This is a genomic window from Micromonospora sp. SCSIO 07396, from assembly GCF_053667945.1.
The window spans coordinates 6,848,874-6,874,540 of the sequence record NZ_CM132210.1 but is presented as its reverse complement, the minus strand read 5'-3'; the positions used below and the strand labels follow the sequence as shown (position 1 = coordinate 6,874,540).

Sequence of the window (25,667 nt, the reverse complement as noted above, 5' to 3'; positions counted from 1 at the left end):
CGGAACGAAAGCGGAGCTGACCCTACGCCGGCTGGTACGTGTTCCAGAGCTTGACCAGGTCGGTTCCCGGACTATCGGTGACGATCACCCCGATTAGTCCCGACTCCGCGTCGGTCCAGACGAGGGCTCGTTCGGTGGCGCTCCAGGCAAAGACATGCAGGCCTGGTGGAGGCTCAATCTCGCCTCTTACCGGTTGTTCTGGCGGTGGCGCAGTCAGGTACACGCGCGACACGTCGTTGTAGGTGCCTGGTCTGTACTCGGCGAACATCGCATTGAGGCTGGCCCCGTTAGTGCAGTGCACACTCTGGGTTGGTAGACCCACCTCGCTCGGACGAGCCGGGAAGCTGCCGGTAAGGGCAAAGCTACCGGTGCCCGTGACGCACCGGCTCCAACTGGGATAGGAATCCCAGCCGTCGACGAACTCCGCCAGATCGAACCTGGCGAGTTCACTGGGTCGGTCGGGAAGGCCGCCGACGACGCTGTCCCCGGCATCGGAGTTGCCTGCTCCGCCTTTGGACCCCTGGCCGTTCAGCACGACTCCCACGATCACCCCGGCGCTGGCAAGCGTCGACAGCGCGGCCACCGTCAGGATCCAACGCGTCCGTCGGCGGGAACCCGGCTTGTTCGACGCCTCCGGCACCGGCGGACCGGCCAGACGGTCCGGGCCGGTGCCACCGGCCAGACGGTCCGGGCCGGTGCCACCGGCCCGCATGTGAGAGCTCACGGCCATCTTGACCCGCCGGTCCAGCGCAGGGACGTCCGCCAGCGCGGTCAGCCATGGAACTGGTCGAGCCCGACGAAGCACCCCCGCGACAGCACCAGCCGCGTCACCGGACCTACCACTCAGCCATCCGACGATCCGGCGGTCGTCGTCCGGGTCCAACCGGCCACTCGCGGCGAGGTGCAGGATGCCGTCGGAGGTGGTCTCGAACAGCTCCCACAGGTCCAGGTCCTCTGCATGCTCAGCGACGGAGAGCAACCACCTGACCGCTGGCCCGGGGTCGCCCGCTTCCGGTCGTGCCGCCGTACTGGCGGGATACCGCTGGTGGATGCTGTGCACCAGCTCGCCTACCTCGTTGGGACAGCCAGAAACCGCGATCCTCGTCCGTTCCCCGTCGAGAGCGACGAGGATGTCCCGGAGCAGATCGTCGTCGAGGTCAGACCGCGCCGCCAGACGGACAAGATCAACGAGAGCCGCCCGTTCCCCGGTGCGTACGGCGGCGACGAGTCGCCGTCCTCGGGCTGATGTCTCGGTGGGCGTGTCGAACTCTGCTGCGATCATCGCCAGGAGGTCGTCGATGGTCGGGAGGCGCCGGTCCGGATCCGCCTGCGTTGCTGCCCGGACAATGGAACGCCATGGCCCGGACGGCGGCACGAGCGGCACGTTCTGTCGAGGGACGGATCCGGTTACCGCCCAGCCGATGATCTGCCCGATGCTGTAGACATCGGCTGCCGGTAGGACCATGTGGGCGTCGACACCAAGTTCGGGTGCCGCGTATCCCTCGGTTCCCAAGGACCGGCCCGCCCGCGTACGGCCTGGGTTGGTGGTCTCACCTCGGGGTCGCCTGCCGAGGCCCCAGTCCGCCACCACCCACCGCCCGTCGTACCAGAGAATGTTCTCCGGCTTCAGGTCACGATGGATCCAGCCAAGCCGGTGAGGCTCCCGCAGTCCGCTGCACACCGATTCGATCAGGGCCCGCAGGGCGACGGAATCGCGCAACTCACCGGCGCGGTCGTGGGCCGTCGCGTCCGCCAACGGCATGACGAACCAGTCGTGTGTAGGGCTCCAGTCGAGCACCGGCAACACGTTGGGGTTCTCACTGAAGCGGTCGGCAGCCTCGATCTCCCGTTTCATCCGGGCGACATCGTCAGCGGAACGCCCCCTGAGTTTCTTGAACGCCACCGGTAGGCTGGTGGGCTTGTGACGGGCGCGGAAGACCTGCGCCTGGCCGCCGACGGCGATCGGTCGGGGATCGAGGGCGAAGTCGCGCCGCTGCTGACGGGCCGACCTCCGGATCGCCTGGAGCGCCGTAAGCCGATCCGGCCCTGTTGCCCGGTCTGACCCGGGGCGCGGCATCGACCCGTCGTCGTCACGCGTCGGCATCAGTCACCAACGTCGGGACAGGCACACCAACAGCTGATCCGTCCAAGACGGGCTTCCCTCCGGTCCTACTGGCGAGCCGACGGACGGGCACAGTGGCGCAGTCTATTTGGAACACGGGCCGGTTCCTCAACAGCGGCCCGATCAACCGATCATGCTGCTCGCCGGCCGATCGAGGTGCCGGCAGTCGGCCCTGACGTAGGTCGTGTCCACAACTCCACGGTCACCAGGGGAGTGACGAACGGACCGGGTCGCGGCCACCAGGAGCGGGGTGGGCCGTTGCTGCAGCTACCGGTAGACGGCGTGTTCCACCTCGACACCGTGCTCGACGGGCAGCTCTCCACATTCGAACTCAAGCCGGGCGGTAAAGGTGTTCTACAGCAGATCACGGATGAGGTGAGCGTGGTTGTCCCACTCGCCGCACAACTGTCACCGCATGGCAGCTGACGTCACAGATCTTGTTCGTAGCAAACGAGGACTACACGCGGGTTTCCCCTGATGCTAAATTCGCCGACCCATGCCGGGTTGGCGGGATGACATGCGATCTCACCTTCGCTCACCAGTTTAGCGAGCACTGCCATGCCGAAGCTCAGGGTGATGCTCTCGGGCACCACGTCGTAGGACATGACCCGCGGAAGTACCCCACTGGCATTGACGCCCAGTTTAACCTCGACGAAACTCACCACGACCCGCAAGTCTTCCGGTGACAGCTCGTCATCCGGATGCAGGACAACTATCTTCTCAACTGTTCGGCGGGCCCGGCGTTGTATTTCGCGGTCCACAAACACCTGGTAGGGCGGGGCCGCTGCGATTCTGTCGCGGTCCATCACCATGAGCACAGTCGTGGCGCTCTGCGCCGCTCTGGTCTTCACCTCGACCGAAGCGAGCGCCCCGAAGCGGAATACGAGCTGAATGTCACATCCTGCCGGCGTATCGGAGTAGAGCCAGCAAGCGCCCATCGACAGGTATTTTTCGCCAAGCAACCTGACGACGGCGGCTGTGTCCATACCTAGTTCGAGCTGGAAAACAGGGTGGCCGATGTCCAAGGCGTTCACGAGGGTGGAGCCTCCCGGGCTCGAACAGCGACTGGATCCGTCTACAGCAGGCCCACACCTGCTACCGCGGTCCAGGCAGCCTGGCTGAGATCGACACATCGACCGGTCCGACCGTAGCAGACCCGTAGGAAGCCAGTAGGCAACCTGAGACATGCCACGCGGCCCGAAGTAGACCACCTGTTTCACCTGACCGAGCGGGCGCCCCAACCGGTTCGTCGCAGAGCAGGCGGCTTTGCCACCATGAACGCCAACCGATAACCGGACGAGGAGAAATAGGTGTGGCGGCAACGGCCGAGTGGTCTGGACTGCCCCCGGCGCCCTCGTCACGCCGGCCGCGCGGGGACTGGCGACCCGGCCGCGCCGAATCGCCAGCCGTCCCCGACAGCAGGATCGACTGGCTCGCCGAACACGAGGAGGGATCAGCATGAGCTTGACGCTGCCGTCGTCCGCTCAAGTCGTGATCATCGGCGGCGGCATCATCGGCGTCAGTACCGCGTACCACCTCGCCGCAGCCGGCGTACGGAACGTGGTGCTGCTCGATATGGGCCCACTGGGTGGTGGTTCCACCGGCCGCGCCGCCGGCGGTATCCGTACCCAGTTCTCTGACCGGCTCAACATCGACTTGGCCATGCGTAGCATGGAGATCCTCAAGTCCTTTCCGCAGCGCTTCAACCAGGAGATCGACCTCCAGCAGGTGGGCTATCTCTTCCTGCTGGACTCCGCCGACACGGTCGCCGACTTCGAACGGCACCTTCGCCTACAGAACGACCTCGGCCTACCCAACCGGATGGTGTCACCGGCTGAGGCCCAGCAACTGTCGCCGTACATAGTCACGGACGGCCTCCTCGCCGCCTCCTACTCCCCGCACGACGGTTACTGCACACCGGAGTCCGTGGTGCTCGGATTCGCCACTGCCGCGCGGCGTCACGGTGCCCAGCTCATTCCACACTGCGCGGTCACCGGCATCGAGACCGACGGCACCACGATCAGCGCTGTGCGTACCGAGGCCGGCACCATCCGCACCGATACCGTCATCTGCGCCGCCGGTGCCTGGTCTGGAAGTGTCGGCGACTGGGTCGGTGTGTCGTTGCCGGTGACGCCGCTGCGCCGCGGGGTCGTTTACACCGAGCCCCTGCCGGGATGTCGGCCGGGCCTCCCGTTCACCATCGACTTCGGCACGGCGTTCTACTACCGCAACGAGGGCCGGGGGCTGTTGTTGGGATACCCGGACCCGGACGAACAGTCGGGGTTCGACCAGTCCCCGACTGATCGATGGCTGCCGGCGCTGGGCCGCGCCCTGCATCGGCGTGCCCCCCGGCTTGTCGACGTGGGAATCGCCGGCGGCTGGGCCGGCCTGTACGAGGTGACCCCGGATCACAATGGCCTGGTCGGGGAGGCAGCCGAGACGTCCCGTTTCCTGTACGCCGCCGGATTCTCCGGCCACGGCTTCATGATGGGCCCTGCCGTGGGCGAGGTCGTTCGCGACCTCTACCTAGATGCCGAGCCCTTCACCGACGTCACGGGATTCCGGGCGGGCCGGTTCGCCAGTGCCGACGTCAGACCCGAACGCAACGTGGTCTGAGTCGACATCCCGCCACAACACCAATGGAGCGGATCATGGCGTTTGACGATGAGGACGGCCGAGACTACACGGTCGTCATCAACGACGAAGAGCAGTATTCGATCTGGATGGCGGATCGCGAGATTCCGGCCGGCTGGCGCGCTGTCGGCAAAGTGGGCCCCAAGGTCGAGTGCCTGACCTACATCGATGAACACTGGACTGACATGCGCCCGCTGAGCCTGCGGCGCGCCATGGCAGAACAGGACTGAGCCAGGCACCCAGCACGTCGCCGGTTCGAAAGCCGTACCCGGAGCGAGCGCGGTCGCCGCGGCAACGTCGGTGACTCACTCGGCGATCACGGTGTACGACCGGCGGTGGGCCAGTTCCGCACACCGTAGCGGTGCGCGGGACAGAGACGAGATCACCGATGATCACCGCTCCCTTCCCGCCGCCCGGACATGCATTCCGTAGGCGACCCGTACCTCATCCGGCATATGGCGCGGCTATCAGCAGTTACCGGTGCCGGGATGTGGGGATCGATGGCCACCGAGCGTCCATGCCATAAGCAAGTGCGCGTCCCATGATGAGTAGGCAGCAAAGCCCGCGAAAGGGGCCGTGATGCGTCACTTCCGCCCGAGCGGACATTCCATCGGTGCCACGAGCCGGCGCGAGTCGACCGTCGTGTGACCAGCAACGAGGAGCTTGGAATGACTGACAGCACCAGCCGCGCGCCGCGGCGAATTTCCATCTTCGATACGAGTCTGCGGGACGGCGAGCAGGCTCCGCGCAACGCGATGAGTCCACGCACGAAACTCGATCTCGCCCTGCGGATCGAGGCACTCGGCGTCGACGCCGTCGAGGCGGGATTCCCCGCCTCCTCGGCGAAGGACGTCGAGGCCACCCGACTGATCTCCGAGGCACTGACCACCGCCCGGGTGGCGACCCTGTGCCGGGCGGTCCGCAGCGATGTCGAGACCGCGGTCGAGGCGGCGGGTACGCGGAACCACCAGCTACAGGTCATCGCCACCGCCAGCGAGATCCACCTCGAACACAAGCGAGGTATCACCCGGCGTGCCGCGCTGCGCGAGCTGAGCGAAGCCATCTCGCTGGCTTCCTCACTCGGTGTCCCGTTCATCACCCTGGCGATGGAGGATTCCAGCCGCGGTTCACTCGACCTGCTGCGTGCCACGGTCGAGACCGCACTCGAGGCAGGTGCGACCCAGGTCGGTGTCGGGGACACGATGGGCTGTTCGACACCGGGCGAGTTCGGCGCGCTGGTCGCGACGGTCCGGGGGTGGGCACCGGCATCGGCGAGCCTCACCGTGCACTGCCACAACGACTTCGGACTCGCACTGGCCAACACGATGGCAGCCGTCGAGGCCGGCGCGGACGAGGTCCAGGTGACACTGGGCGGCATCGGCGAGCGGGCGGGCAACACCGCCCTCGAGGAGGTCGTCGGTCTGCTGGCCTACAAGAGCGAGGTGTACGGAGCCACGACCGACGTCAAGACCGAGGGGATGTACGAGGTGTACACGGCGATCCGCGCGGCGATCGCACTCGAGGAGCCCCGCAACAAGGCGCTGTTCGGCACGTACGCGTTCGCCACCGCGGCGGGCATGCACCAGCAGGGCATGCTGCAGAACCCGCTGACCTACGAGTACGTCGAGCCGAGCCGCTTCGGCCGGGAGACGCAACTGCTGGTGGCGCGCCACTCCGGTCGCGCGGTGCTGCGGCACGTGGCCGTCCAGTCCGGGCTCGACCTCGACGATGCCACGGTGGACCTGCTCTACGACAAGTACGTCCTCGGTCGTGCCGACGGCGAGTGCGTCCAACTGGGTGTGTTGCGTGAGGAGATCCTCAGCGAGATGGCGGGCACCACGGGGCTCGCCCGATGACCGGTAGGACGCTGGCCGAGAAGCTGTGGCAGCGCCACGTGGTCCGCGAGCTGGACGACCGGACCGATCTGCTCTACATCGACCTGCACCTGATCCACGAGGTGTCGTCGCCCCAGGCGTTCGAGGGCCTCGGGTTGTCCGGTCGCCGGGTCCGTCGTCCGGAACTGACGCTCGCGGTCGAAGACCACAACGTGCCGACGCACTCGCTGACCATCTCCGACGCCGCGAGCAGGGCACAGATCGATGCGTTGCGCAACAGCTGTGCTGAGCACGGCATCGAGCTGTACTCCATGGGTGACGCCAGCCAGGGCATCGTGCACGTTGTCGGACCCGAACTCGGCCTGGTGCAACCCGGCATGCTGGTGGTGTGCGGCGACAGCCACACGTCGACCCACGGCGCTCTCGGCGCGCTTGCCTTCGGTGTGGGAACCAGCGACGTGGAGCACGTGCTCGCCACCCAGACGCTGGCAGTCGCCCGCCCCGGCACCATGGCGGTCGAGTTCACCGGGCTGCCGCCGGCGGGAACCGAGGCCAAGGACATCATCCTCGCGCTCATCAGCGCCATCGGCACCAACGGTGCCCAGGGCTTCCTCATCGAGTACCGCGGTGAAGCGGTACGAGCCCTGTCGATGGAAGGCCGGATGACCATGTGCAACATGAGCATCGAGGCCGGCGCGCGAGCCGGAATGATCGCACCTGACGACACCACGCTCGCCTATCTGCGGGGTCGGCCCTGCGCGCCGTCCGGCGCGGACTGGCAGCAGGCGGTGGCGGACTGGGAGACGCTGGTGACCGACGATCCGGACGCCTTCGACCGGGTCGTCCGGATCGATCTCGCCGAGCTCAGCCCGCACGTCACCTGGGGCACCAATCCGGGGCACGCGGTTGCGCTCGACGCAGCCGTGCCGTCGCCCGAATCGTTCACCGACCCCGTCGAACGGGCAAGCGCCGAGCGCGCTCTCGCATACATGGACCTACGACCCGGCACCCGGATGCGTGACATACCGATCGACACGGTGTTCCTCGGCTCGTGCACGAACGGGCGGATCGAGGATCTACGGGCGGCGAGCGAGGTCCTGCGTGGCCGTCAGGTCAAACCCGGGGTCAAGATGCTCGTGGTCCCTGGCTCCGGCCGGGTGCGGGCCCAAGCCGAGCAGGAGGGCCTACACGAGGTCTTCCGTGCCGCGGGGGCCGAATGGCGGCTGCCCGGCTGCTCGATGTGCCTCGGCATGAATCCGGACCGAATCTCCGGCAGGGACCGGGTGGCGTCCACGTCCAACCGGAACTTCGAGGGCCGCCAGGGTGGTCAGGCCCGTACCCATCTCGTCTCGCCCGCCGTGGCGGCGGCGACCGCAGTGGCCGGCAGGCTCGCCGCCCCACGAGACCTGGTCTGAGAGTAGGCAATGGAACCCTTCTCCACACACACGGGCCGGGCAATGGTGCTCCGGCGAAGCAACGTCGACACCGATCAGATCATTCCGGCCGAGTTCGGCAAGCGGATCTCCAGACACGGTCTCTCGGATGCTCTCTTCGCACGGTGGCGCAAGGATCCCGCCTTCGTCCTCAACTCGGCCGAGCGTCGAGGTGCGACCGTGCTCATCGCCGACCCGAACTTCGGCACCGGAAGCTCGCGTGAGCAGGCGGTCTGGGCGCTGCGTGACTGGGGATTCGTGGTCGTCCTCTCGACCCGCTTCGGCGACATCTTCCACCGCAACGCCCTACGCAACGGCCTGTTGGCGATCACCCTGCCGGACGATGCCGTCGCCTCGCTGATGGACCGGGCCGAAGCCGACCCGGCGTTCGAGATCAGTGTCGACCTGACGAGCTGCGAGTTGACCGCTGGCGCGGATCGTTGGTCGTTCGGCATCGACGAGCGCGCCCGTTGGCTGCTGCTGAACGGCCTCGACACCATCGAGGTGACGCTGCGCGATGCGGCGGACATCGCGGACTACGAGCGGGGTCGGCCTTCGTGGCTGCCCACAACTCGGCGCAGCGGTGGGCCAACGCAGGCCGCGGCGGGCAACCGGTGACGGACGCGGCGCTCCCCGGCGCGCGTCGTCTGGCACAGATTCCCGCCGACGGTCTCAGCGAGCTGGTCGAGGCGGGACGCCTGATGGGCGCGGTGGACCTCGCCCTGGGCAGCCCGGGATGGCCCCGGCCGCCGAAAGCGATGATCGATCAGGCGTGCGCCGCCCTCCGGGACGGGAACAACCAGTACGGCGACATGCGCGGTAACGGGGAACTCCGGGCGGCACTGGGCCAGTCGTTCCGTACACCGGCCGATCCGGACGCCGAGGTGACCATCACGGTAGGGACGGCCGGAGCGCTGGCCGTCGCCCTGCTCGGCCTGGTCGACCCGGGTGACGAGATCGTGGTGGTCGAGCCGTTCTTCGAGCCCTATCTCGTCTCGATCGCGGCGGCGTCGGCCGTGCCGAGGTTCGTCCGGGCCGGGCCGCCGGGGTGGCGGTGGGACGTTACGGCACTCGCCGCCGCGATCGGCCCCCGTACCAGGGCGATCCTGGTGAACACGCCCCACAATCCCACCGGTCAGGTGCTGACGGAACACGAGTGGGCGGTCATCGCAGAGCTTTGTGAGCGGCACGACCTGATGGTCATCTCCGATGAGGTGTATGCGGCGTACGTCTACGACGACGGAACGCACATCTCAGCGGCAGACGTGCCCGCACTGCGGGACCGTGCGGTCGTGGTCGGGAGTTTTTCGAAGAGCCACGCCATCAGTGGCTGGCGCATCGGCTACCTGCGCGCCGCTCCCGCACTGACCCGCGCGTTGCGCGGCATTCAGACCGGCTTGACGGGAGGGGCTCCGGTGCCCCTGCAACAGGCCGTCGCCCGTTCGGGGTTGGTCGCCGGGCAGGACTGGGATCCACGGCCGGAGCTTCAGCAACTGCGCGACAGGGCGCTACACGTCTTTCGCAGTGTGGGACTCCGTTGCACGGTGCCCCGCGGCGGTTGTTACATCGTCGCCGAGCTCGGGCCGTACGGCCGGGAGGATTGTCAGTCCTTCGTCCGTAGGCTCGCGGCAGATCTGGGTGTGCTCCTCGCCCCGGGCCGGCTCTTCATGTCCGACCGATCAGCAGATTCGGGCTTCGTTCGTATCGCGTTCAACAAACCGCCGGCTTATCTCGACACCGCGCAGGGACGACTGGCGACCCTGGAACCCCTACGCTGACCGCTACGCATCCGAGGAGCCCATAGTGACGGTAATAGCTGTTGTTCCTGGTGACGGCATCGGCCCGGAGGTGACAGACGAGGCCGTCAAGGTCCTCGACGAGATGCAACTCGGACTCGACTTTGACCACCTCGACGCGGTCAACGCCACCACGTTCCAGACAACCGGGACGGGCCTGTCTCCCAGCGATTTCGAACGGATCCGCTCCGCACGGTCGGTACTGTTCGGCGCCATCGGGGCTCCCGGCATCAACAACTCCGAGTACGGCCGGGGCGTGCTGATCAAGATGCGTTTCGCGCTGGACCTCTACGTGAACCATCGACCGGCGTTTCTGTGGGACGCTCGGCTGAGCCCGCTGCGGGACGACCGTCGCCGGAACGTCGACTGCGTGATCGTGCGGGAGAACTCCGAAGGACTGTACGTGGGGGTCGGCGGCAGGGTCCGTGCCGACACCCCGGACGAAATCGCGATCGACGAGGAGATCAACACCTACCACGGTGTCTCCCGCGTGCTCGACTACGCATTCTCGATAGCGCGAAGGTCGGTATGCCTCGTCGACAAGTCGAACGCCGTTCCCAACGGCGGAAGGCTGTGGCAGCGCTGTTGGCGTGACGCGGTCGAGGGTCGGCCCGACATCGACTGTTCCCACCTGTACGTGGACGCGGCAGCGATGAAGTTGATCGCCGACCCGTCGGCCTTCGACGTCATCGTGACCAACAACTCCTACGGTGACATTCTGAGCGACCTCACCGCCCAGTTGGCCGGTGGCCTCGGCATGGCGGCGTCGGCGAACCTCAATCCGAAGACCGGCTTCGGCGTCTACGAACCGGTCCACGGCAGCGCACCGGATATCGCTGGACAGGGAAGGGCGAATCCCGTCGGTGCGATCCTCAGCGCGGCGTTGCTCTGCGAGGGCATCGGCCTCGGCAAGGCTGCGGCGGCGATCCGTGCAGCGGTGTCGTCGGCGCTGGCGGCCGGACGCTGCACCCCCGACATCGGTGGCTCGTTGAGCACTCGGGAGGCTGGCGCCGCTATCCGCGCCGAACTGCGATAACCCGGGGCAGGGCTCGGGCCGGCCTGGTCATGGTCGCGATCGCCGCAGTCCCTGGTCGCCCGGAGCGACTCCGTAGTCGAGACCGTAGCGGCGACTCAGGCAGTACCGGCAGGACCCCGGATCAGCCACGCGGCAGCCGGTTGCCGCGAAACCGATGTGTCATCCCGTAACAAGGGTGCTTGTCGATAGTGAGAGGCACACCGAAGCCACGGTCGATCGATCAGCAGGCGACGTGGAGGTTTGATGAGCGTTGATGACGCCGCGCAACTCTGTAGCTGCCACACGGTGGCCACCAACGACATGACCGAGATCGTTGAGCGCCGCGCAGACCTGGCGTCCTGTCTCTGGGAGTTGGCACTCCCCCGGATTCGGCAGATCCGCGCCCTGTGCGGTTACACCTGGGACCCGGCCGCAGACGAACTCATCGACCTGGTCGACGGTGACCTCCTGGCGCTCACGACACGTGACCCTGCCACCCATGGCTCGTGGCGGGAGGCGCTGGGCTCCTACCGCTCGTTCCACGCCGTGCTGGCGTACCGGCTGGCTCACCATGTGCTCACCACGGCCCGGCACCGCGGCGCCTGCAACCAGCACGCGTACCTGCTGGCCCGACGCATCTCCGAACAGGCGAAGGTCGAGACCGGGGTGGAGTTGCACCCGGCGGCGCGGATAGGGCCGCGGTTCGTGGTCGACCACGGGTCCGGGACCGTCGTCGGTGAGGGCGTCGTGATCGGTAGCGACTGCTACCTCCTCCAGTGCGTGGTGCTGGGTTCGCTGAAGATCGCCGACAATCTGCCGCACCGGCGTCACCCGACCCTGGGCGACCGGGTGGAGGTCGGCGCGTACGCGAGGATCCTCGGTCCGTTGACCATCGGCGACGACACGATCATCGGCAGTCACGCCCTGGTCCGCGATGACGTCCCTCCCCAGTCCCGGGTCAGTGTGCTGAACGCCTACCAGGTCACGGCCGGCCGCACCGATCTGGCGATCACCGGCGTGGAGGCGGTGAGCCAGGACCGGTTCCGGGTGTACGGCGAAGGTCTGCACGATCCGACATTGCGAGTGGAGCCGGAGTTCGCGGCAGGTGACGGGGAACTGCCCGTGGCCATCGTCGGGCGCGGCGGCGACCACCTGCTGCTGCAGGTGCCCGGGATGGCGGTGAACCGGCGGGCCCCGGTGCGGTTGAACGGCCGCGACGGCGGCAGCGTGGGCCTGGTGCTACCGAACGTGTGGCCCACCGAGCCGGGACCGGCATCCGCCCCACGTACCGGGACGGACCAGTGAGCGGGCGGGTGCCCACGGCACCGGCCCCGTTCGTCCGGTCGAGCCGGGAGCAACCGACGCAGGTGTACGCCGCTGCGGTGCGTTCCTTGGCGCAGAACAATCTCGGCGTGCCGGGTGAGCGGAGTTGAGGTGCCGGTGATGTGGTCCGCTGACGAGTCCGCCAGCAGGAGACAGCGACTGCTCAAGCTGCTGCTGACGCAGCAGGGGCACCGGGTCCCTGACGGGGGACGTATCCCTCAAGCCGACCGCACCGCAGACGTACCCCTGTCCTTTGCCCAGCAACGCATCTGGGTGCTGGACCGTCTGCTGCGACAGCGGTGCCTCTACAACGCCCCGTTGGCGTACCGGCTGCGCGGCCCACTGGACGTGGAGGCGTTGGAGGACGGGTTCACCCGGCTCGTCGCCCGGCACGAGGCGCTGCGTACCACCTTCGCCGAACGGGACGGCGGCCCGGTCCAGGTCATCGGCGCGCCGTACGCGGTCCACGCCGATGTCGTCCCGATGCGGTCCACGACGCACGGCGAGCTGGACCGGTTGGTACGTCAGGAGGCGACCAGACCATTCGATCTCGCACGAGGGCCGCTGCTGCGGCTGACCATCGTTGCGCTCGCGCCGGAGGAGCACGTTCTGCTGATCACGATGCATCACATCGTGACTGACACGTGGTCGGTCGGGGTGATGTTCCGTGAGCTGACGGTTCTCTACGAGGCGGCGCGTGACCGGCAGGCGCCTCGGGGCCTTCCCGAGCTGCCTGTGCAGTACGCCGATTTCGCGGTGTGGCAGCGCCAGGTGCTCTCTGGTGATCGTCTGGGCCGCGAGCTGGACTACTGGACCGACCGGTTACGCGGGGCACCCGGAGTGCTGACCGTCCCGACGGACAGACCGCGACCGACAGAGCCCTCGTTCAGCGGTGCGGAGCTCTCGTTCACGGTGCCATCACCCCTGGCCGGACGGCTCCGCGCGTTGGCCACCGAGCTTGGCGCCACCATGTTCATGGTGCTGCTGGCTGGCTTCACGGCACAGTTGGCCCGCTACGCCGGCACCACCGACGTCGTGATCGGCTCCCCGGTGGCCGGCCGTCACCGGGTCGAGGTGGAACCACTCATCGGGTTCTTCGTGAACAACCTGGTGCTCCGGACGGACCTTGCCGGCGACCCGTCGTTCACCGAGTTGGTGCAGCGGGTCCGGCGGGTGGCGCTGGACGCCTACGAGCACCAGGACCTGCCGTTTGAGCGTCTCGTCGACGAATTGCAGCCGGAGCGCCAGCTGAGCGTGCACCCGCTGGCACAGGTGAACTTCCAGGTCTACGAACCGCAGAACCTCGGTAGCGTCGGCCTCAGCACCGCAGTGGCGGCAGTGCCCGACGACCACCTCACCCTGCCCGGGCTCGCCGTCGAGCCGCTGCCCACCAGCACCGCGACCAGCAAGTTCGACCTCTCCGTGATCATCACCGAGGAGGGCGGCGCGCTGACCGGGTCAATCGAGTACGCCACCGAGCTCTACGACGAGGAGACGATCGCCCGGTTCACCGAAAACTACGTAGCCCTGTTGGAGGGTGCCGCGGCCGCCCCGGGCAGTCGCCTCTCCGATCTGCCGGCGATGGCCACGAAGCAGCTCCGGCAGGTGGTCGACGGCTGGAGCGGCGAGATTCGGAGGGTGCCGGACGGCCCCTGCCTGCACGACATGGTCCGCGCCCAGTGCGCCCGGACGCCAGACGCCCTGGCAGTGATCGGCGACGGGACTGAGCACCTCACCTACCGGCAGTTGATGCACCGCGCCGATGTGCTGGCGTTCGAGCTGCGCGGCCATGGCGTCGGTCCGGATGCCATCGTCGGCATCTGCGCCGAACGCTCCGTCGCCACGGTGGTGGCGCAGCTCGCCGTGCTCGTCGCTGGTGGCGCGTTCCTCCCGATCGATCCGGACCAGCCGATCCAGCGGGTGGCCGAGCTGCTCACCGAGGCGCGCGCGGTGCTACTGCTGGCCGGCCGGTCGGTACTGCACACGCTGCCAGCGAGCCTGGGCACACCGGTGCGGGAGCTGCCGGTGGGCGGTACGCCGGCCGGCGTACCGCCCACCGGCCCGCCACCGCCAGTCGCAGGGCCCAGCCATCTGGCGTACGCGATCTTCACGTCCGGCTCCACCGGCCGCCCGAAATGCGTCGTCACGCCGCACGAGGGTGTGGTCAACCTGATGGCGTGGGCACGGCACGAGTACGAACTGACGCCCGCGGACCGCATGCTGCACAAGGCGCCGTTCAGCTTCGACGTGTCGGTATGGGAGGTCTTCTGGCCGTTGACCGCCGGCGCGGCCGTCGTGCTCGTACGCCCCGACGGGCACCGCGATCTGCGGTACCTGGCCGAGCTGATCCAGCGGCACAACGTGACGACAGCGCACTTCGTGCCCACCGTCCTGCGCGCCTTCATGACCAAGCCGGCCGCCCGACGGTGCACGAACCTGCGTCGGGTGATCTGCGGTGGGGAGGCGTTGACCACCGACCTCGTGGAGGGGTTCTACACCGCCTTCGCTGGCATGGACGTCGTCCTGCACAACCAGTACGGGCCAGCCGAGGCTTCCGTGCAGGTGACCGCCTGGCCACTGCGGGCGGGTAGCGCCCGGGTCGCGCTGGGCAGGGCCGTGTGGAACACCCGGATGTACGTACTGGACGACGCGTTGCGGCCGGTGCCGTGCGGAGTCCCCGGCGAGCTGTACCTCGCCGGGGTGCACCTCGCCCGGGCGTACCTGCATCAGCCGGGGCTGACCGCTGACCGGTTCGTTCCGGATCCGTTCGGCTCCGCCGGCACCCGCATGTACCGGACCGGGGACCTGGTTCGCTGGCTGGCGGACGGCACGCTGGAGTACCTGGGCCGGACCGACCACCAGCTCAAGATCCGAGGGTTCCGGGTCGAACCCTCGGAGATCAAGGCTCGGCTGATGGAGCACCCCACGCTGCGCGAGGCCGTGGTGGTGGCCTGGCCCCCTGGCGGCGTCGACAAGCAACTGGTCGCGTACGTGGTCCCGCACGGTGTCAGCGGCGACGCCGACCTCACGACCGACCTGCGTCAGCATCTCGCCCAGCGCCTACCTCGCTACATGGTGCCCACCTGGATCGTGGTCCTGGACTCGCTGCCGCTCAACCAGAACGGCAAGGTCGACGTCGCCGCACTTCCCGACCCCGCCCCCACCGGCCGCCCCACGTTCGAGGCCCCCCGCACCCCGGCGGAGCAGGCCCTCGGCGAGGTGTGGTGCGCAGTACTGCGGCTCGACGCGGTGGGCATCCAGGACAACTTCTTCGCCCTCGGTGGCGACTCCATCCGGGCCATCGAGGTGTCGTCGCGGGCGGCGGCCGTGGGGCTGCGGGTCAGCCCCAACCAGATGTTCCAGCACCAGACGCTCGTCGAACTGGCTGCGGTCGCCAGCGAGGAGGACGATGCCGACCCGCGCGCCGGCACCGCGACAGTGGGCGAGGAGGACACCACCGGCCCGGTCCCGCTCACCCCGATCCAGCGCTCGTTCTTCGACACCGGTGACCCCGAGCGGGACCACCTCGCGCAGTACGTCACGCTGGCGGTGGACCGAGCGTTGGATCCGGAGGTCATCGACCGCGGGTTGGACAGTCTGGTCCGCCACCACGAGGCACTGCGCTACCGCTACCAGCCAACGTACGGATGGCGGCCGATCATCGAGCCGCACCGTCCGGGGCGTCGGCTCAGGCGCGCCGTCGCACCGACCGACGGCGTCCAGCCACTGCTCGACGCCGAATTGCCGGGGCTGCTCGACAGCCTCGACCCGGCACGCGGTGAGCTGCTCACGGCCGTGCTGTTCGACCGGCCTACCGCCAGCCCGTTGCTGCTGCTCGTCATCCACCACCTCTGCGTGGACGCCGTGTCGTGGCGGATCCTGCGCGAGGACCTGGAGTCGGCCTGCCGGCAGCTGGCCGACGGGGTGCCCGAACCACAACTCGCCGCCGGCACCACGTCGTTCTCCCGGTGGACCCGACGCCTGGACGCTCTGGCGGGCTCGGACGAGCTGGCCCTCGACGCACAACGCTGGCGGCAGCTTCTGCCCAGGACCGTGCAGCCGCTGCCACGCGATGGCGTCGAACCGGAGGTCAACGACCGCTACGGTGATGTCGTCCACGTCGACACGATGCTGTCCCGCAAGGACACCGAAGCCCTGCACGGGCAGGTGCCCGTCGCCTACCGGATGCAGGCCCACGAGGTGGTCCTCGCCGCCCTCGTGTTGGCCTGCCACCGCTGGACCGGCACCCCCGGGCTGCTCATCGACCTGGAGGGGCACGGGCGCGAGCAGATCTTCGCCGACCTCGACGTCACCCGGACCGTCGGCTGGTTCACCTCCGTGTTCCCGGTTCACGTCGCTCTGTCTGATCTGGACGACGTCGAAGCGTGCCTGCTCACCGTGAAGGAGACCATCCGTGCGTTGCCCGGCCGCGGGCTGAGCTTCGGTCTGCTGCGCGACGCCGACGAACCCTCGCGGAATCTCGGCGACCTACCCACTGCGGACATACAATTCAACTACCTGGGACGGCTGGACGCGGAGGGCGAACGAGCCTCCCTGTTCACCCCGGAAGGCGAGCCACTGGGGCTGGCCGTGGCCCCCGGACGCCCGCGCCGGTATCCGATCGAGGTCTATGCCTACGTCGACGGTGGGAAGCTGCTACTGCGCTGGGCGGTCAACCCGAGCGTCCACGATCCGAGCACGCTCGTCGAGCTCGGCAAGCAGCTGGTCGCCGCCGTCCGAGAGATCGTGGAGCTGGCCCACCGTCCCGATGCCGGGGCGGTGAGCCCCTCGGACTTCCCGTTGGCCGGGCTGTCCGCCGCGGACCTGCGTCGCCACTTCGGGGCGGCCCGCGACGTGGAGGACATCTACCCGCTCTCCTCCGTGCAGGAAGGGCTTCTCTTCCAGACCCTTGCCGGGCGGAAACCGGGGATGTACCTGACCCAGGCCAGCTGGGACGTCGGTCAGGTCGACGCGCCGGTGCTGGCGCAGGCGTGGCAGGAGGTGGTCCGGCGCAACCCGATCCTGCGCACCCGTTTGACGTGGAAGAGGGTGCGCCAGCCGCTCCAGGTGCTGCAACGCGAGGCGATCATCCCGGTAACGTTCGTGGACTGGTCGGCGCTGCCCGCCGACGAACAGGAGCACGCCCTGGACCGCCTGTTGCGTGAGGGTGTACGCGCCGGCATGAACCTGGAACAGGCCCCACTGCTCCGGATCACCCTGGCCCGGACCAGTTCGACCGCCTGGCGCATCGTGCTGGAGTGCCACCACATCCTGCTCGACGGCTGGAGCGTCGTGATGCTGCTCGCCGACGTGCGAGCGGTCTACGACGCCATCCTGGCCGGCTCAGGGCTACGGTTGCCGGTGCGCCGGCCGTTCCGCGACTACATCGCTTGGCACGGCGGTCGGGACGCCGCCGCCGACCGCTCGTACTGGACCGCACAGCTGGCAGGTTTCCGATCGCCGACCCCGCTGCCGTTGGGCGGTCCGGATCCGGCCGCCGAGGGACAGGGCGCACACACCCTGAGCCTTCCATCGAGCTTCGCGGCCGACCTCGACAGGTTCGCCCGGCAGGTTCGCGTGACCCCGAGCACGGTGTTCCAAGCCGCGTGGTCCCTGCTGCTCGGCCAGCATGCGGAAAGCGACGACGTGGTCTTCGGCGTGACCGTCTCCGGCCGCAGTGGCATGCCCGGCATGGAGAACATGATCGGCCTGTTGATCAACACCCTTCCCCTGCGGGTCCGGATTCCGACCGACGGGCGACTGGACGAGTGGCTCCGAGGACTCCAGGCGAGCCGGGCCGAGCTGCCCTCCGAGCACACCTCGCTGGCGGACATCACCGGCTGGAGCGAGCTGCCACCCCGCCAGCCGCTGTTCGACAGCATCCTGGTGTACGAGAACTACCCGGTCGATGAGCAGACCCGCGATGCACTGGGTGGGCTGTCGTCGACCGTGCTGAGGGTCGACGAGATCATCCACTTTCCGCTGCGGTGCGTCGTGAATCCCGGTCCACCGTTCGAGGCCCAGTTGCGATACGACAGGCGGCGGGTCCGGCCGGAGCAGGTCGCCCGGATCGCACAGAATCTCGCCATCGTGCTGACCGGGATGGTGACCGCGGCGGACCAGCGGACCGGCGACCTTCGCGCTCGCCTGCGCCCCTATCGCTGACCAGTTCGCGCGACCCGGCCCGGCAGGGCTGAGCGTGCCTACCTCTGGACGGCGTGGTCGTCGAGCCGCAGGTAGCCGGCGGCGGCGAGCGCAGCAACGGCGATGGCATCCGACACCGAGACGACCCGCGACGTAGACCCCTCCGGTTGCCACAGCACCGGCAGTTCGGTGCAACCGAGTACACATGCGGCACCGTCGGCCGTATACCGTCGGACCAGTCGTTGCAGCGTTGCGATGTCCGACGGGTGGCTGTTCCCACTCTTCACCCGGTCGATCAGCCCGTCGATCACCGGCTGGTCCGCTTCGTCGGGGTAGGCGACACCGAGTTCCCGTGGCCACGAGCGCTCGAAGATACCGATCCGCCGCGAGGCGATCGTGCAGATGACGACCGTTCGGACGGTGTCGCTACGAGCGAGCAGATCAGCGACCGTACGCACGCCGTCGACCACCGTGGCGTCGGTCTGGCGCTGGATCGCCTCCCGGTACGCGTGGGTCGTCGCCGAGGCCAGGGCGACGACCCGACAACCTACTGCCTGTAACGAACGGACCGCGTTGACCAGGTGTGGCTCGGGTGACTCAGCGGCCTCGACGAGATGGGCGATCCGGCTGGGAAACGGCCGGCTCAGCAGGACGACCTCGGGGTGTTCCTGGTCGCTCCGCGCCGGGGTCATCCGCACGAGACGCTCGTACACGTACGCGCCCGCACGCGGTCCGAGGCCGCCGATGATCCCGATGGTGGCGTGGTTGTTGTGCACCGCCCGCCTGCCCTCCCCGTTAGGCACGACTATGACCTATCTGTCGCCGGTCGTGGCCCTGCTTTCGCCCGAGCCGGCCGCTTCGTCCGAGTGGACCGGTGCCGGCGTGGTCGACTCGGGATCGTTCTCCGGCCCGGCGGGTTCGCCGATCCCTCGCCAGACCGGGAAGAAGATGACACTTGACGCAGCCACCGCGTACGCAATGGCGAGGATGATCAGGGTCCGGTCGAGCCCGGCTGCGGCGATCAGCCCGCCACCGATGACCGGGCCGACCGCAACGAGGGCGTAGGCGCCGGTGGAGACCGCGCCCAGCGTGCGGGCCCGCAGCTGCTCCGGGATCCGGGTGAACTGGGCGACGCTGAGGATCGGGTTCATCATCCCGGCGCAGAAGCCGGTCGCGGCCACCACCAGCAGCAGCAGCGCCATCCCCGGCTCCAGGGCGAACGCGATGCACCGGGGCAACCCGATGAGGGTGAACGCGATCACGAACACCGGCCAGCGGGGCATCCGGTGAAGGACTGCGCCGAAGGTGATCCCTCCGACCACCGCCGCCGTCGCAGCCGTGCCCAGCAGCAACCCGGCGGAGGCGGCGCCGGAGAGCACCCGGTCGGCGTAGACCGGGATGATCACCGCGCTGTACGCGACGTCGAGCAGGTTGGTGAACGCCAGCAGCAGCGCGATCGACCGGAGCAGCGGGTCACGCCAGAGGAACGTGAATCCCGCGCGCAAGCCCTGCACGTAGGAGGTCCGGCTGGTGTCCGTGGATTGGTGGACGACCCGGGCCGTGAGCATCAGCAGCGCGGACACAACGAACGTGGCAGCGTCGATGATCAGGACGTTGACCGGCCCGACCAGGGCGATCAACCCGCCGGCGAGCGGTGCCCCCACCATCCGGGCGCAGCGCTCCACCACGTCCAGTGCGCTGGCGGCCCGCTCGATCCGGATCCCCGCGCGGTCGGCCAGGGTGGGGATCAGGGCATGTTTCGCGGCGTTACCCGGCGCGTCGAACAGGGCCCCGAGGAACACGAGAATCAACAGCAGCGGGAAACTGAGTGCGTCGAGCACGTGCAGCAGCGGAATGAGGCCGATCATCACCGCGCTGACCCCGTCGGCGAGCACGCTGGCGGTGCGGTGGCCGATCCGGTCGACGAGAACCCCACCAAATGCCATCGACAGGATGATCGGCAGGAACGACGCCGCCGCAGCGATGCCGGTAAGGGTGGGATCGCCCGTCGTGTCCAGCACAAACCAGGGTACGGCGAGGTAGGTCATCGCATTGCCGGTCAGCGAAATGCCGTGAGCCGACAGCACGACGGCCAGTGGTGCACGCGCTTTGTTCGTCGGGGCCATGGTCAGGTCTCCTCGGAATTGGCCTGCGACGGCGTGCCCAGCCGACACAGCGCGGATACCGAGGGGCCACGATAGTCCATCATGGAAACCAGAGCGGAATCGAGAACCGTCATCAGCGTGTCAGCCCAGTCCTGGTGGAAACGGACGCAGTCGTAGACGAACAACAGCTCGATCTGCTCCGATCGGCGGGTCGCGTACAGCGCGACCGGATATCTCGCCCAGGCGTCTGCGGTGTCCGCCGGTTCCACCGTGAGCCGGCCCACCTTCACCGACTCGACCAGCGCCTCCTGCATGTTGAACATGACCTGGGCCAGTCGTAGATCGGGCGTGTGATCATCCTGGTGCGACAGGCCGTCCAGGATCGCCTCCAGCGGCGGCCCGTCATGCGTGTACGCGTCCAGGACGGTGTCCCTGGTCAGCTGGAGCAGGTCGGTGAGCGTGGGGTCACCGGACATGTCCGCCCGGAGCAGATGCGTGTTCGCCACGAACCCGATCAACTCCGCGACCTCGGGCCTGACCCGGTTCGCGACCGGCGTGGCCACCAGGAACACCGGCTCGCGGAAGGCCTGGAACAGGGCCACCTGGTAAGCCGTCAGCAGCGCGATCGACGGCGTCGCCCGGTGCTCTGCCGCCACCTGAAGCAGCCGCCGGGTGCGGTGCGCGTCGAGCACGAGACGCCGTAGGGCCCGGTGCTGGTGCCGCTGCGAGGTGATCGGGTATCCGGCCGGCAGGTCGATGAGCCGAGATGCACCCACGAACCGGCCCCGCCAGTAGTCGATGTCCTTCGCCCAGGCGCCAGCCCGCAACTGTGCGAGCTGACCGGCGACGACGTCCCGGTAGCGCGTGGCGAGCGCGGGAAGCGGCTGGCTCCGGCCATCGGCGAACATCTCGTACAGCGACGTCAGCTCGGTGACGAAGTTGCGCATCGACCAGCCGTCGAAGGCGATGTGGTGGACGACCAGGTAGAGATAGTGTTCCTGGTCGTCGACCCGAATGAGGCCCACGCGAAAGACCGGACCGCGGATCAGGTCGAAGCCCGATCGCGCCGCGAGCCGTAGGCGCTCGCGTACCGCCTGGTGCGGGTCCTCCCCGGGCGCGACGGGATCCACCGGCAGTCCGACCGGGGCGGCGTCCGACACCACAGCGGTCGGTTCCCCCTCCACCAGCGGGAACCTCGTGTGAAGCGGCTCATGCCGCCGCACCACTTCGGTCATCGCGCGTTCCAGCGCCGGCACGTCGAGCCTCCCCCGCAGCCGCAGCAGGCCGGTCACGTTGAAGGCGGGACCACCCGGTGCCAGATGCTCGGTGTGCCATACGTGGGCCTGCGCGGGTGACAGCGGTCCGGTGGCCGGTGCCGACGTCGCTGCAGCCGTGCCCGCCGGTGCGGCCGGTGCCGCCGGTGCCGCCAGTTCCTCGTCGAGCTGAGCCGCCAGCGCCGCGACGGTCGGCGAGTCGAAGACCGCACGCAGTGCCAGCTCCACGTCGAAGACGTCCTGTATGCGGGCCACGAGACGAAGCACGAGCAGCGAGTGGCCACCGAGGGCGAAGAAGCTGTCGTGGACGCCGACTTCGGACACGTCGAGCACCTCGCACCAGAGCCGGGCCATGGCGTGCTCGGTCTCGGTCCGTGGCCTGACCGCCGAGTCGACCGCCAGCAACCGCGCCGCGGACGGCGTCGGCAGTGCCTGGCGATCCACCTTCCCGTGCGCTGTCCGCGGCAGCGCATCGACCTGGACGAACACGGATGGCAGCAGGTGCTCCGGCAGCTCCGCCGCCAGCGCGGCGCGCACGTCGGTCGGATCGAGCCGTCGCCCGTTGTCGGCTGTCAGGTACGCCGCCAGAACCGCGCCGATGGCTTCGTCGTCCCAGACCCGGCAGGCGGCCTCCCGAATCGTGGGCAGCCGGCGTAGGGCGGCCTCGACCGCGCCCAGTTCCACCCGCTGACCCCGGACCTTCACCTGATCGTCGACGCGGCCAAGGAACTCCAGACCGCTGTCCAGGCGGAGGCGAGCCCGGTCCCCGGTCCGATACATCCGTTCACCGTCGACGCCGAACGGGTTCGGAACGAACCGCTCGGCGGTGGCCGCCGGGCGATTCCAGTAGCCGCGGGTCAACCCCGGCCCGGCAAGGTAGACGTCGCCTGCCATGCCGGTGGGGACCGGACGGAGTTCGCCGTCGAGGACGTACGCCGTCATGCCCCTGATCGGCCAACCTACGGGTACCTCGGCCGGCGGGACACCCTCGACCTCGTACCTGGTCGCGGTCATGGTGCACTCGCTCGGTCCGTACATGTTGGCGATCTGGGCTCGGGGGAAGACACGTCGCGCCGCGGCCACGTCTGCGCCGTATAGCCGGTCCCCGCTGACCAGGACCACGCCCACTGCGGGCAGTTCGAGGTCGCGTCGCTCCGCCTCGCGGACCATCTCCCGCAGCACCTGCGGGACCACCGCCGCAACGGCAGTGATTCCGTGGGTGGCGATGACCTCCAACGCCGCCGCCGGATTCCGTCCGCCCTCGGCAGCGATCACCACCCGCGCACCCACCGTCAGCGGGAAGATCATGTCTCGGAGCGACGCGTCGAAGGTCGCGGCCGACAACTGCAGGACCCGGTCCCCGGCACTGATCCAACCCGTGGCGCGCAGGTCGGCAAAGTAGCTCAGCACGCCGCGGTGCAGGCCGACGATGCCCTTGGGCTCGCCCGTGGAGCCGGAGGTGTACACGACGTACGCGGCGTCGTCCGGACCGCCGGCCCGGTCCGGATCCCTGATCGGGGCCGCGACCGGCGGCTCGGCCTCTTTCGTGTCCAGCCAGTCGTCGACACCGGGTACCTCGGGTGGGCCGCACGGGGAGGAGCCGTCGTCGGAGCCGCGCCGGTACAACCCGAGGCGCAGCGCGCCCACGGTGGCCATCCTCGTCATCCACCCGGACGGCGGGCCGGAGGGAAGCGGGACGGCGACCGCTCCGGCCTTCCATATCCCGAGGAGCCCGGCGACGTACTCGGGGGAGCGGTCCAGGCAGAGTGCCACGAAGCTCTCCCGACCCGCGCCGCAGCGACGCAGCCACCCCGCCACACGCTCGGCCCGGTCGTCCAGTTCGCGGTACGTCCACGTGACCCCGGCCGCGACCACCGCAGGGGCCTGCGGTGTCGCGGCCACCTGGTCTTCCACCAACGCCGCTACCGAGCCGACCACAGCAGGGGGCGGTTCTCCGCTCTTTCCGATCACGTGACCTCCTGTCACATCGAAGCGGTCGGGCCGTCCGCGGCTGGCGTCTCCTGCTCATGTACGAGTTGGTCGGCCAGTTTGCTGACCTGACGCCAGGTCTGCGGGTCCTGCCTGAAGCTCTCGCTGAAGGAGCGGACGGTCGGTGTCTCGAACAGCTGCCCGATGCCCACCTCCACCTCCAGCACGGCGTTGACGGCGGCGACCAGACGCAGCGCCCGCAACGAGTTGCCCCCGGCGGCGAAGAAGTCGACGTCCACCCCCAGGCGCTCGTGCCCCAGGGCGCCCTCCCAGAGGCTCAACAGCACCTCCTCGATGGGTGACCCTGCCTCGGCCTGATCGTGTGCCGGGTCCGTATCCGGCACGGACGCCTCCGGCAGGGCGCCCCGGTCCACCTTGCCGCTCGGTGTGAGCGGCAGCGCATCCAGGACCATCACGGCGTCGGGAACCATGTAGTGCGGGAGCTTGCCGCGTAGGAACTCCCGCAGGTCCAACCCGCTGACGTCGCTGCGGACCGTGGCATAGGCAAACAGCCTCCGGTCCCCGGCGGCATCCGGCTGGGCCGTCGCGACGGCCTCCTTGACCGCAGGGTGTTGATGGAGACTTGCCTCCAGCTCCCCCAACTCCACCCGGAAGCCCTGGATCTTGACCTGGAAGTCCTTGCGCCCGAGGAACTCGATGTTCCCGTCGGGCAGGTACCGGCCGAGGTCGCCGGTGCGGTACAAGGTGCGACCGGTGGCCGGGTCAGGCACAAAACTGGCCGCCGTCCGCACCGGATCGCGCCAGTACCCGGCCGCGACACCGATGCCACCGATGTACAGCTCGCCCACCTCGCCGATCCCGCATGCCCGCCCGTCCTCCGTGCGGATGTGGAACGTCTGGTTCGCCATCGGTTTGCCGTACGGGATGCTGCGCCACCCGGGCTGGACCTCGCCGATCGGATAGAGGATCGACCAGATCGACCCCTCGGTGGCGCCGCCGGTGCTGACCACCAACGCCTCGGGGGCCAGCGCCCGGATCCGGTTCGGCAGGTCGAGACGGATCCAGTCGCCACCGAGCAGGGCCAGCCGCAGGGTCGGCATCCGCCCTCGATCGCCCCGCCCCTCCGCAAGCTCGACCAGCATCTCCATCAACGCCGGTGCGGAATTCCAGACGGTCACGCTGTGCTCGCGGATCGCTCCGAGCCAGACCGCCGCGTCCGGGATCGGGGTACGAACCGGCATCACGATCGTGGCACCGGCCGCCAGGGTGCCGAAGATGTCGTACACCGCCAGATCGAAGGTGAACGAGGAGACGGCCAGCACGCGATCGCCGGGAACAAGATCGAACCGCGAGTTCATGTCCAGGACGGTGTTGACCGCGCCACGATGCGTGATCATGACGCCCTTCGGCAAGCCGGTCGAGCCAGAGGTGTAGACGATGTAGGCGAGGTCGTCGGGCGCGGCCGGGGCGAGCCCGTCGATCTCACCGCGGGAACTGACCGGCTCCAGAACCTCCACCCGCACCCGGGGCAACCCCCGGGGCCAGTCCAGCCGATCGTCCACGGCACCCTGGGTCACCACGCATCCCGCCTCCGAGTGATCCAACAGATGGTGCAGCCGTTCGGTGGGGAATCCGGGATCGACCGGCACGAAAACGGCCCCGGCCAGCAGTACGCCCACTGCGGCGACCACCTGTTCCCAGCCCTTGTCCATGACGATGGCGACCACCTGTCCCGCCGCCACGCCGTTTCGGCGCAACACCCGGGCCAACGCCTCGGCGCGTCCGGCGAGTTCGCCATAGGTCAGCGAGCCACCGGCATGGATGACCGCCACCCGATCCGGTTCCTGCCGCGCCCGTCGGAGGAACGGCAGGTGGAGCAGAGTCTCCGCATCCGGAAACACGGTTTCGGTGGCATTGGCCTCAGCGATGACGTCCGGTGGCGCGGCGATCGTCGCGGGACCGGCCGGCGTACCGGACGGGTTGTCATCGGCGACACGCGCGCGTCGATCGGGCGCAGCCATGTTCGTCTCCATCCT

General features: G+C 68.7%; 16 protein-coding genes. 10 read left to right on the top strand and 6 right to left on the bottom strand.

Translation table 11 applies throughout. The features are described from left to right. Nucleotides 1-22 precede the first annotated feature (22 nt). Nucleotides 23-2,104 (bottom strand): serine/threonine-protein kinase, encoded by a 2,082-nt coding sequence (locus ACWCHM_RS30285; RefSeq protein ID WP_204961839.1) that lies wholly within the window; start codon nucleotides 2,102-2,104, stop codon nucleotides 23-25. A gap of 276 nt (nucleotides 2,105-2,380) precedes the next feature. Here ACWCHM_RS30285 and ACWCHM_RS30280 point away from each other — a divergent pair, with 276 nt between their 5' ends. Further along, nucleotides 2,381-2,548, top strand: coding sequence for a hypothetical protein (locus tag ACWCHM_RS30280; RefSeq protein ID WP_204961840.1), 168 nt, complete (start codon nucleotides 2,381-2,383; stop codon nucleotides 2,546-2,548). 2 nt (nucleotides 2,549-2,550) lie between these two features. On the opposite strand, the gene ACWCHM_RS30275 is transcribed toward ACWCHM_RS30280, so the two are convergent. Further along, the gene (locus ACWCHM_RS30275) at nucleotides 2,551-3,156 is read right to left on the bottom strand and encodes a hypothetical protein (RefSeq protein ID WP_204961841.1); all 606 of its coding nucleotides are present in this window, start codon (nucleotides 3,154-3,156) and stop codon (nucleotides 2,551-2,553) included. Nucleotides 3,157-3,580: 424 nt separating this feature from the next. Between ACWCHM_RS30275 and ACWCHM_RS30270 the strand changes: the two genes are divergently transcribed. The 9 genes from ACWCHM_RS30270 (at nucleotide 3,581) to ACWCHM_RS30230 (ending at nucleotide 18,323) form a co-directional block, all read left to right on the top strand. Further along, a complete protein-coding gene (locus ACWCHM_RS30270) occupies nucleotides 3,581-4,738 on the top strand; it encodes an NAD(P)/FAD-dependent oxidoreductase (protein ID WP_281903336.1) in 1,158 nt (385 codons plus the stop codon). 35 nt (nucleotides 4,739-4,773) lie between these two features. Beyond that, the gene (locus ACWCHM_RS30265) at nucleotides 4,774-4,986 is read left to right on the top strand and encodes an MbtH family protein (RefSeq protein WP_281902070.1); all 213 of its coding nucleotides are present in this window, start codon (nucleotides 4,774-4,776) and stop codon (nucleotides 4,984-4,986) included. A 414-nt stretch (nucleotides 4,987-5,400) separates the two neighbouring features. Continuing rightward, nucleotides 5,401-6,612, top strand: coding sequence for a LeuA family protein (locus ACWCHM_RS30260; protein ID WP_454220831.1), 1,212 nt, complete (start codon nucleotides 5,401-5,403; stop codon nucleotides 6,610-6,612). Next, nucleotides 6,609-8,006: a 3-isopropylmalate dehydratase large subunit gene (gene leuC, locus ACWCHM_RS30255; RefSeq protein ID WP_204961845.1), complete on the top strand. Its 1,398-nt coding sequence runs from the start codon at nucleotides 6,609-6,611 to the stop codon at nucleotides 8,004-8,006. Before ACWCHM_RS30260 ends, leuC begins: the two co-directional genes overlap by 4 nt. Before the next feature lie 9 nt (nucleotides 8,007-8,015). Next, nucleotides 8,016-8,642 carry a 3-isopropylmalate dehydratase small subunit gene (gene leuD / locus ACWCHM_RS30250; protein WP_454220829.1) on the top strand — a complete coding sequence of 209 codons (627 nt, stop codon included), beginning with the start codon at nucleotides 8,016-8,018 and terminating at the stop codon, nucleotides 8,640-8,642. Further along, nucleotides 8,582-9,802 (top strand): pyridoxal phosphate-dependent aminotransferase, encoded by a 1,221-nt coding sequence (locus tag ACWCHM_RS30245; protein WP_454220828.1) that lies wholly within the window; start codon nucleotides 8,582-8,584, stop codon nucleotides 9,800-9,802. Before leuD ends, ACWCHM_RS30245 begins: the two co-directional genes overlap by 61 nt. A gap of 25 nt (nucleotides 9,803-9,827) precedes the next feature. Continuing rightward, on the top strand, nucleotides 9,828-10,856 hold the full coding sequence (locus ACWCHM_RS30240; protein WP_421489849.1) for an isocitrate/isopropylmalate dehydrogenase family protein: 1,029 nt from the start codon (nucleotides 9,828-9,830) through the stop codon (nucleotides 10,854-10,856). 243 nt (nucleotides 10,857-11,099) lie between these two features. After that, complete coding sequence (locus ACWCHM_RS30235) at nucleotides 11,100-12,140, top strand: serine O-acetyltransferase (RefSeq protein WP_454220827.1); 1,041 nt, start codon at nucleotides 11,100-11,102, stop codon at nucleotides 12,138-12,140. A gap of 138 nt (nucleotides 12,141-12,278) precedes the next feature. After that, nucleotides 12,279-18,323, top strand: a complete 6,045-nt coding sequence (locus tag ACWCHM_RS30230) for an amino acid adenylation domain-containing protein (protein WP_454220825.1) — start codon at nucleotides 12,279-12,281, stop codon at nucleotides 18,321-18,323. Nucleotides 18,324-18,361: 38 nt separating this feature from the next. Here ACWCHM_RS30230 and ACWCHM_RS30225 read toward each other — a convergent pair whose 3' ends face one another. From ACWCHM_RS30225 to ACWCHM_RS30210, 4 genes are read right to left on the bottom strand one after another with little or no spacing between them, the layout of a single operon-like run. Next, nucleotides 18,362-19,078 (bottom strand): aspartate/glutamate racemase family protein, encoded by a 717-nt coding sequence (locus ACWCHM_RS30225; RefSeq protein WP_454223224.1) that lies wholly within the window; start codon nucleotides 19,076-19,078, stop codon nucleotides 18,362-18,364. 36 nt (nucleotides 19,079-19,114) lie between these two features. Further along, nucleotides 19,115-20,428 carry an MFS transporter gene (locus tag ACWCHM_RS30220; RefSeq protein WP_454220823.1) on the bottom strand — a complete coding sequence of 438 codons (1,314 nt, stop codon included), beginning with the start codon at nucleotides 20,426-20,428 and terminating at the stop codon, nucleotides 19,115-19,117. A gap of 2 nt (nucleotides 20,429-20,430) precedes the next feature. Further along, nucleotides 20,431-23,652, bottom strand: a complete 3,222-nt coding sequence (locus ACWCHM_RS30215; RefSeq protein ID WP_454220821.1) for an amino acid adenylation domain-containing protein — start codon at nucleotides 23,650-23,652, stop codon at nucleotides 20,431-20,433. Between the two features lie 11 nt (nucleotides 23,653-23,663). Continuing rightward, nucleotides 23,664-25,463 (bottom strand): amino acid adenylation domain-containing protein, encoded by a 1,800-nt coding sequence (locus ACWCHM_RS30210; protein ID WP_454220819.1) that lies wholly within the window; start codon nucleotides 25,461-25,463, stop codon nucleotides 23,664-23,666. Between the last annotated feature and the right edge of the window lie 204 nt (nucleotides 25,464-25,667).

Excerpts from the sequence above, each read along its gene's own strand:
- ACWCHM_RS30285 (WP_204961839.1), bottom strand. The coding sequence starts at position 2,104 with ATGCCGACGCGTGACGACGACGGGTCGATGCCGCGCCCCGGGTCAGAC.
- ACWCHM_RS30270 (WP_281903336.1), top strand. The coding sequence starts at position 3,581 with ATGAGCTTGACGCTGCCGTCGTCCGCTCAAGTCGTGATCATCGGCGGC.
- ACWCHM_RS30265 (WP_281902070.1), top strand. The coding sequence starts at position 4,774 with ATGGCGTTTGACGATGAGGACGGCCGAGACTACACGGTCGTCATCAAC.
- leuC (WP_204961845.1), top strand. The coding sequence starts at position 6,609 with ATGACCGGTAGGACGCTGGCCGAGAAGCTGTGGCAGCGCCACGTGGTC.
- leuD (WP_454220829.1), top strand. The coding sequence starts at position 8,016 with ATGGAACCCTTCTCCACACACACGGGCCGGGCAATGGTGCTCCGGCGA.
- ACWCHM_RS30235 (WP_454220827.1), top strand. The coding sequence starts at position 11,100 with ATGAGCGTTGATGACGCCGCGCAACTCTGTAGCTGCCACACGGTGGCC.
- ACWCHM_RS30230 (WP_454220825.1), top strand. The coding sequence starts at position 12,279 with ATGTGGTCCGCTGACGAGTCCGCCAGCAGGAGACAGCGACTGCTCAAG.
- ACWCHM_RS30220 (WP_454220823.1), bottom strand. The coding sequence starts at position 20,428 with ATGGCCCCGACGAACAAAGCGCGTGCACCACTGGCCGTCGTGCTGTCG.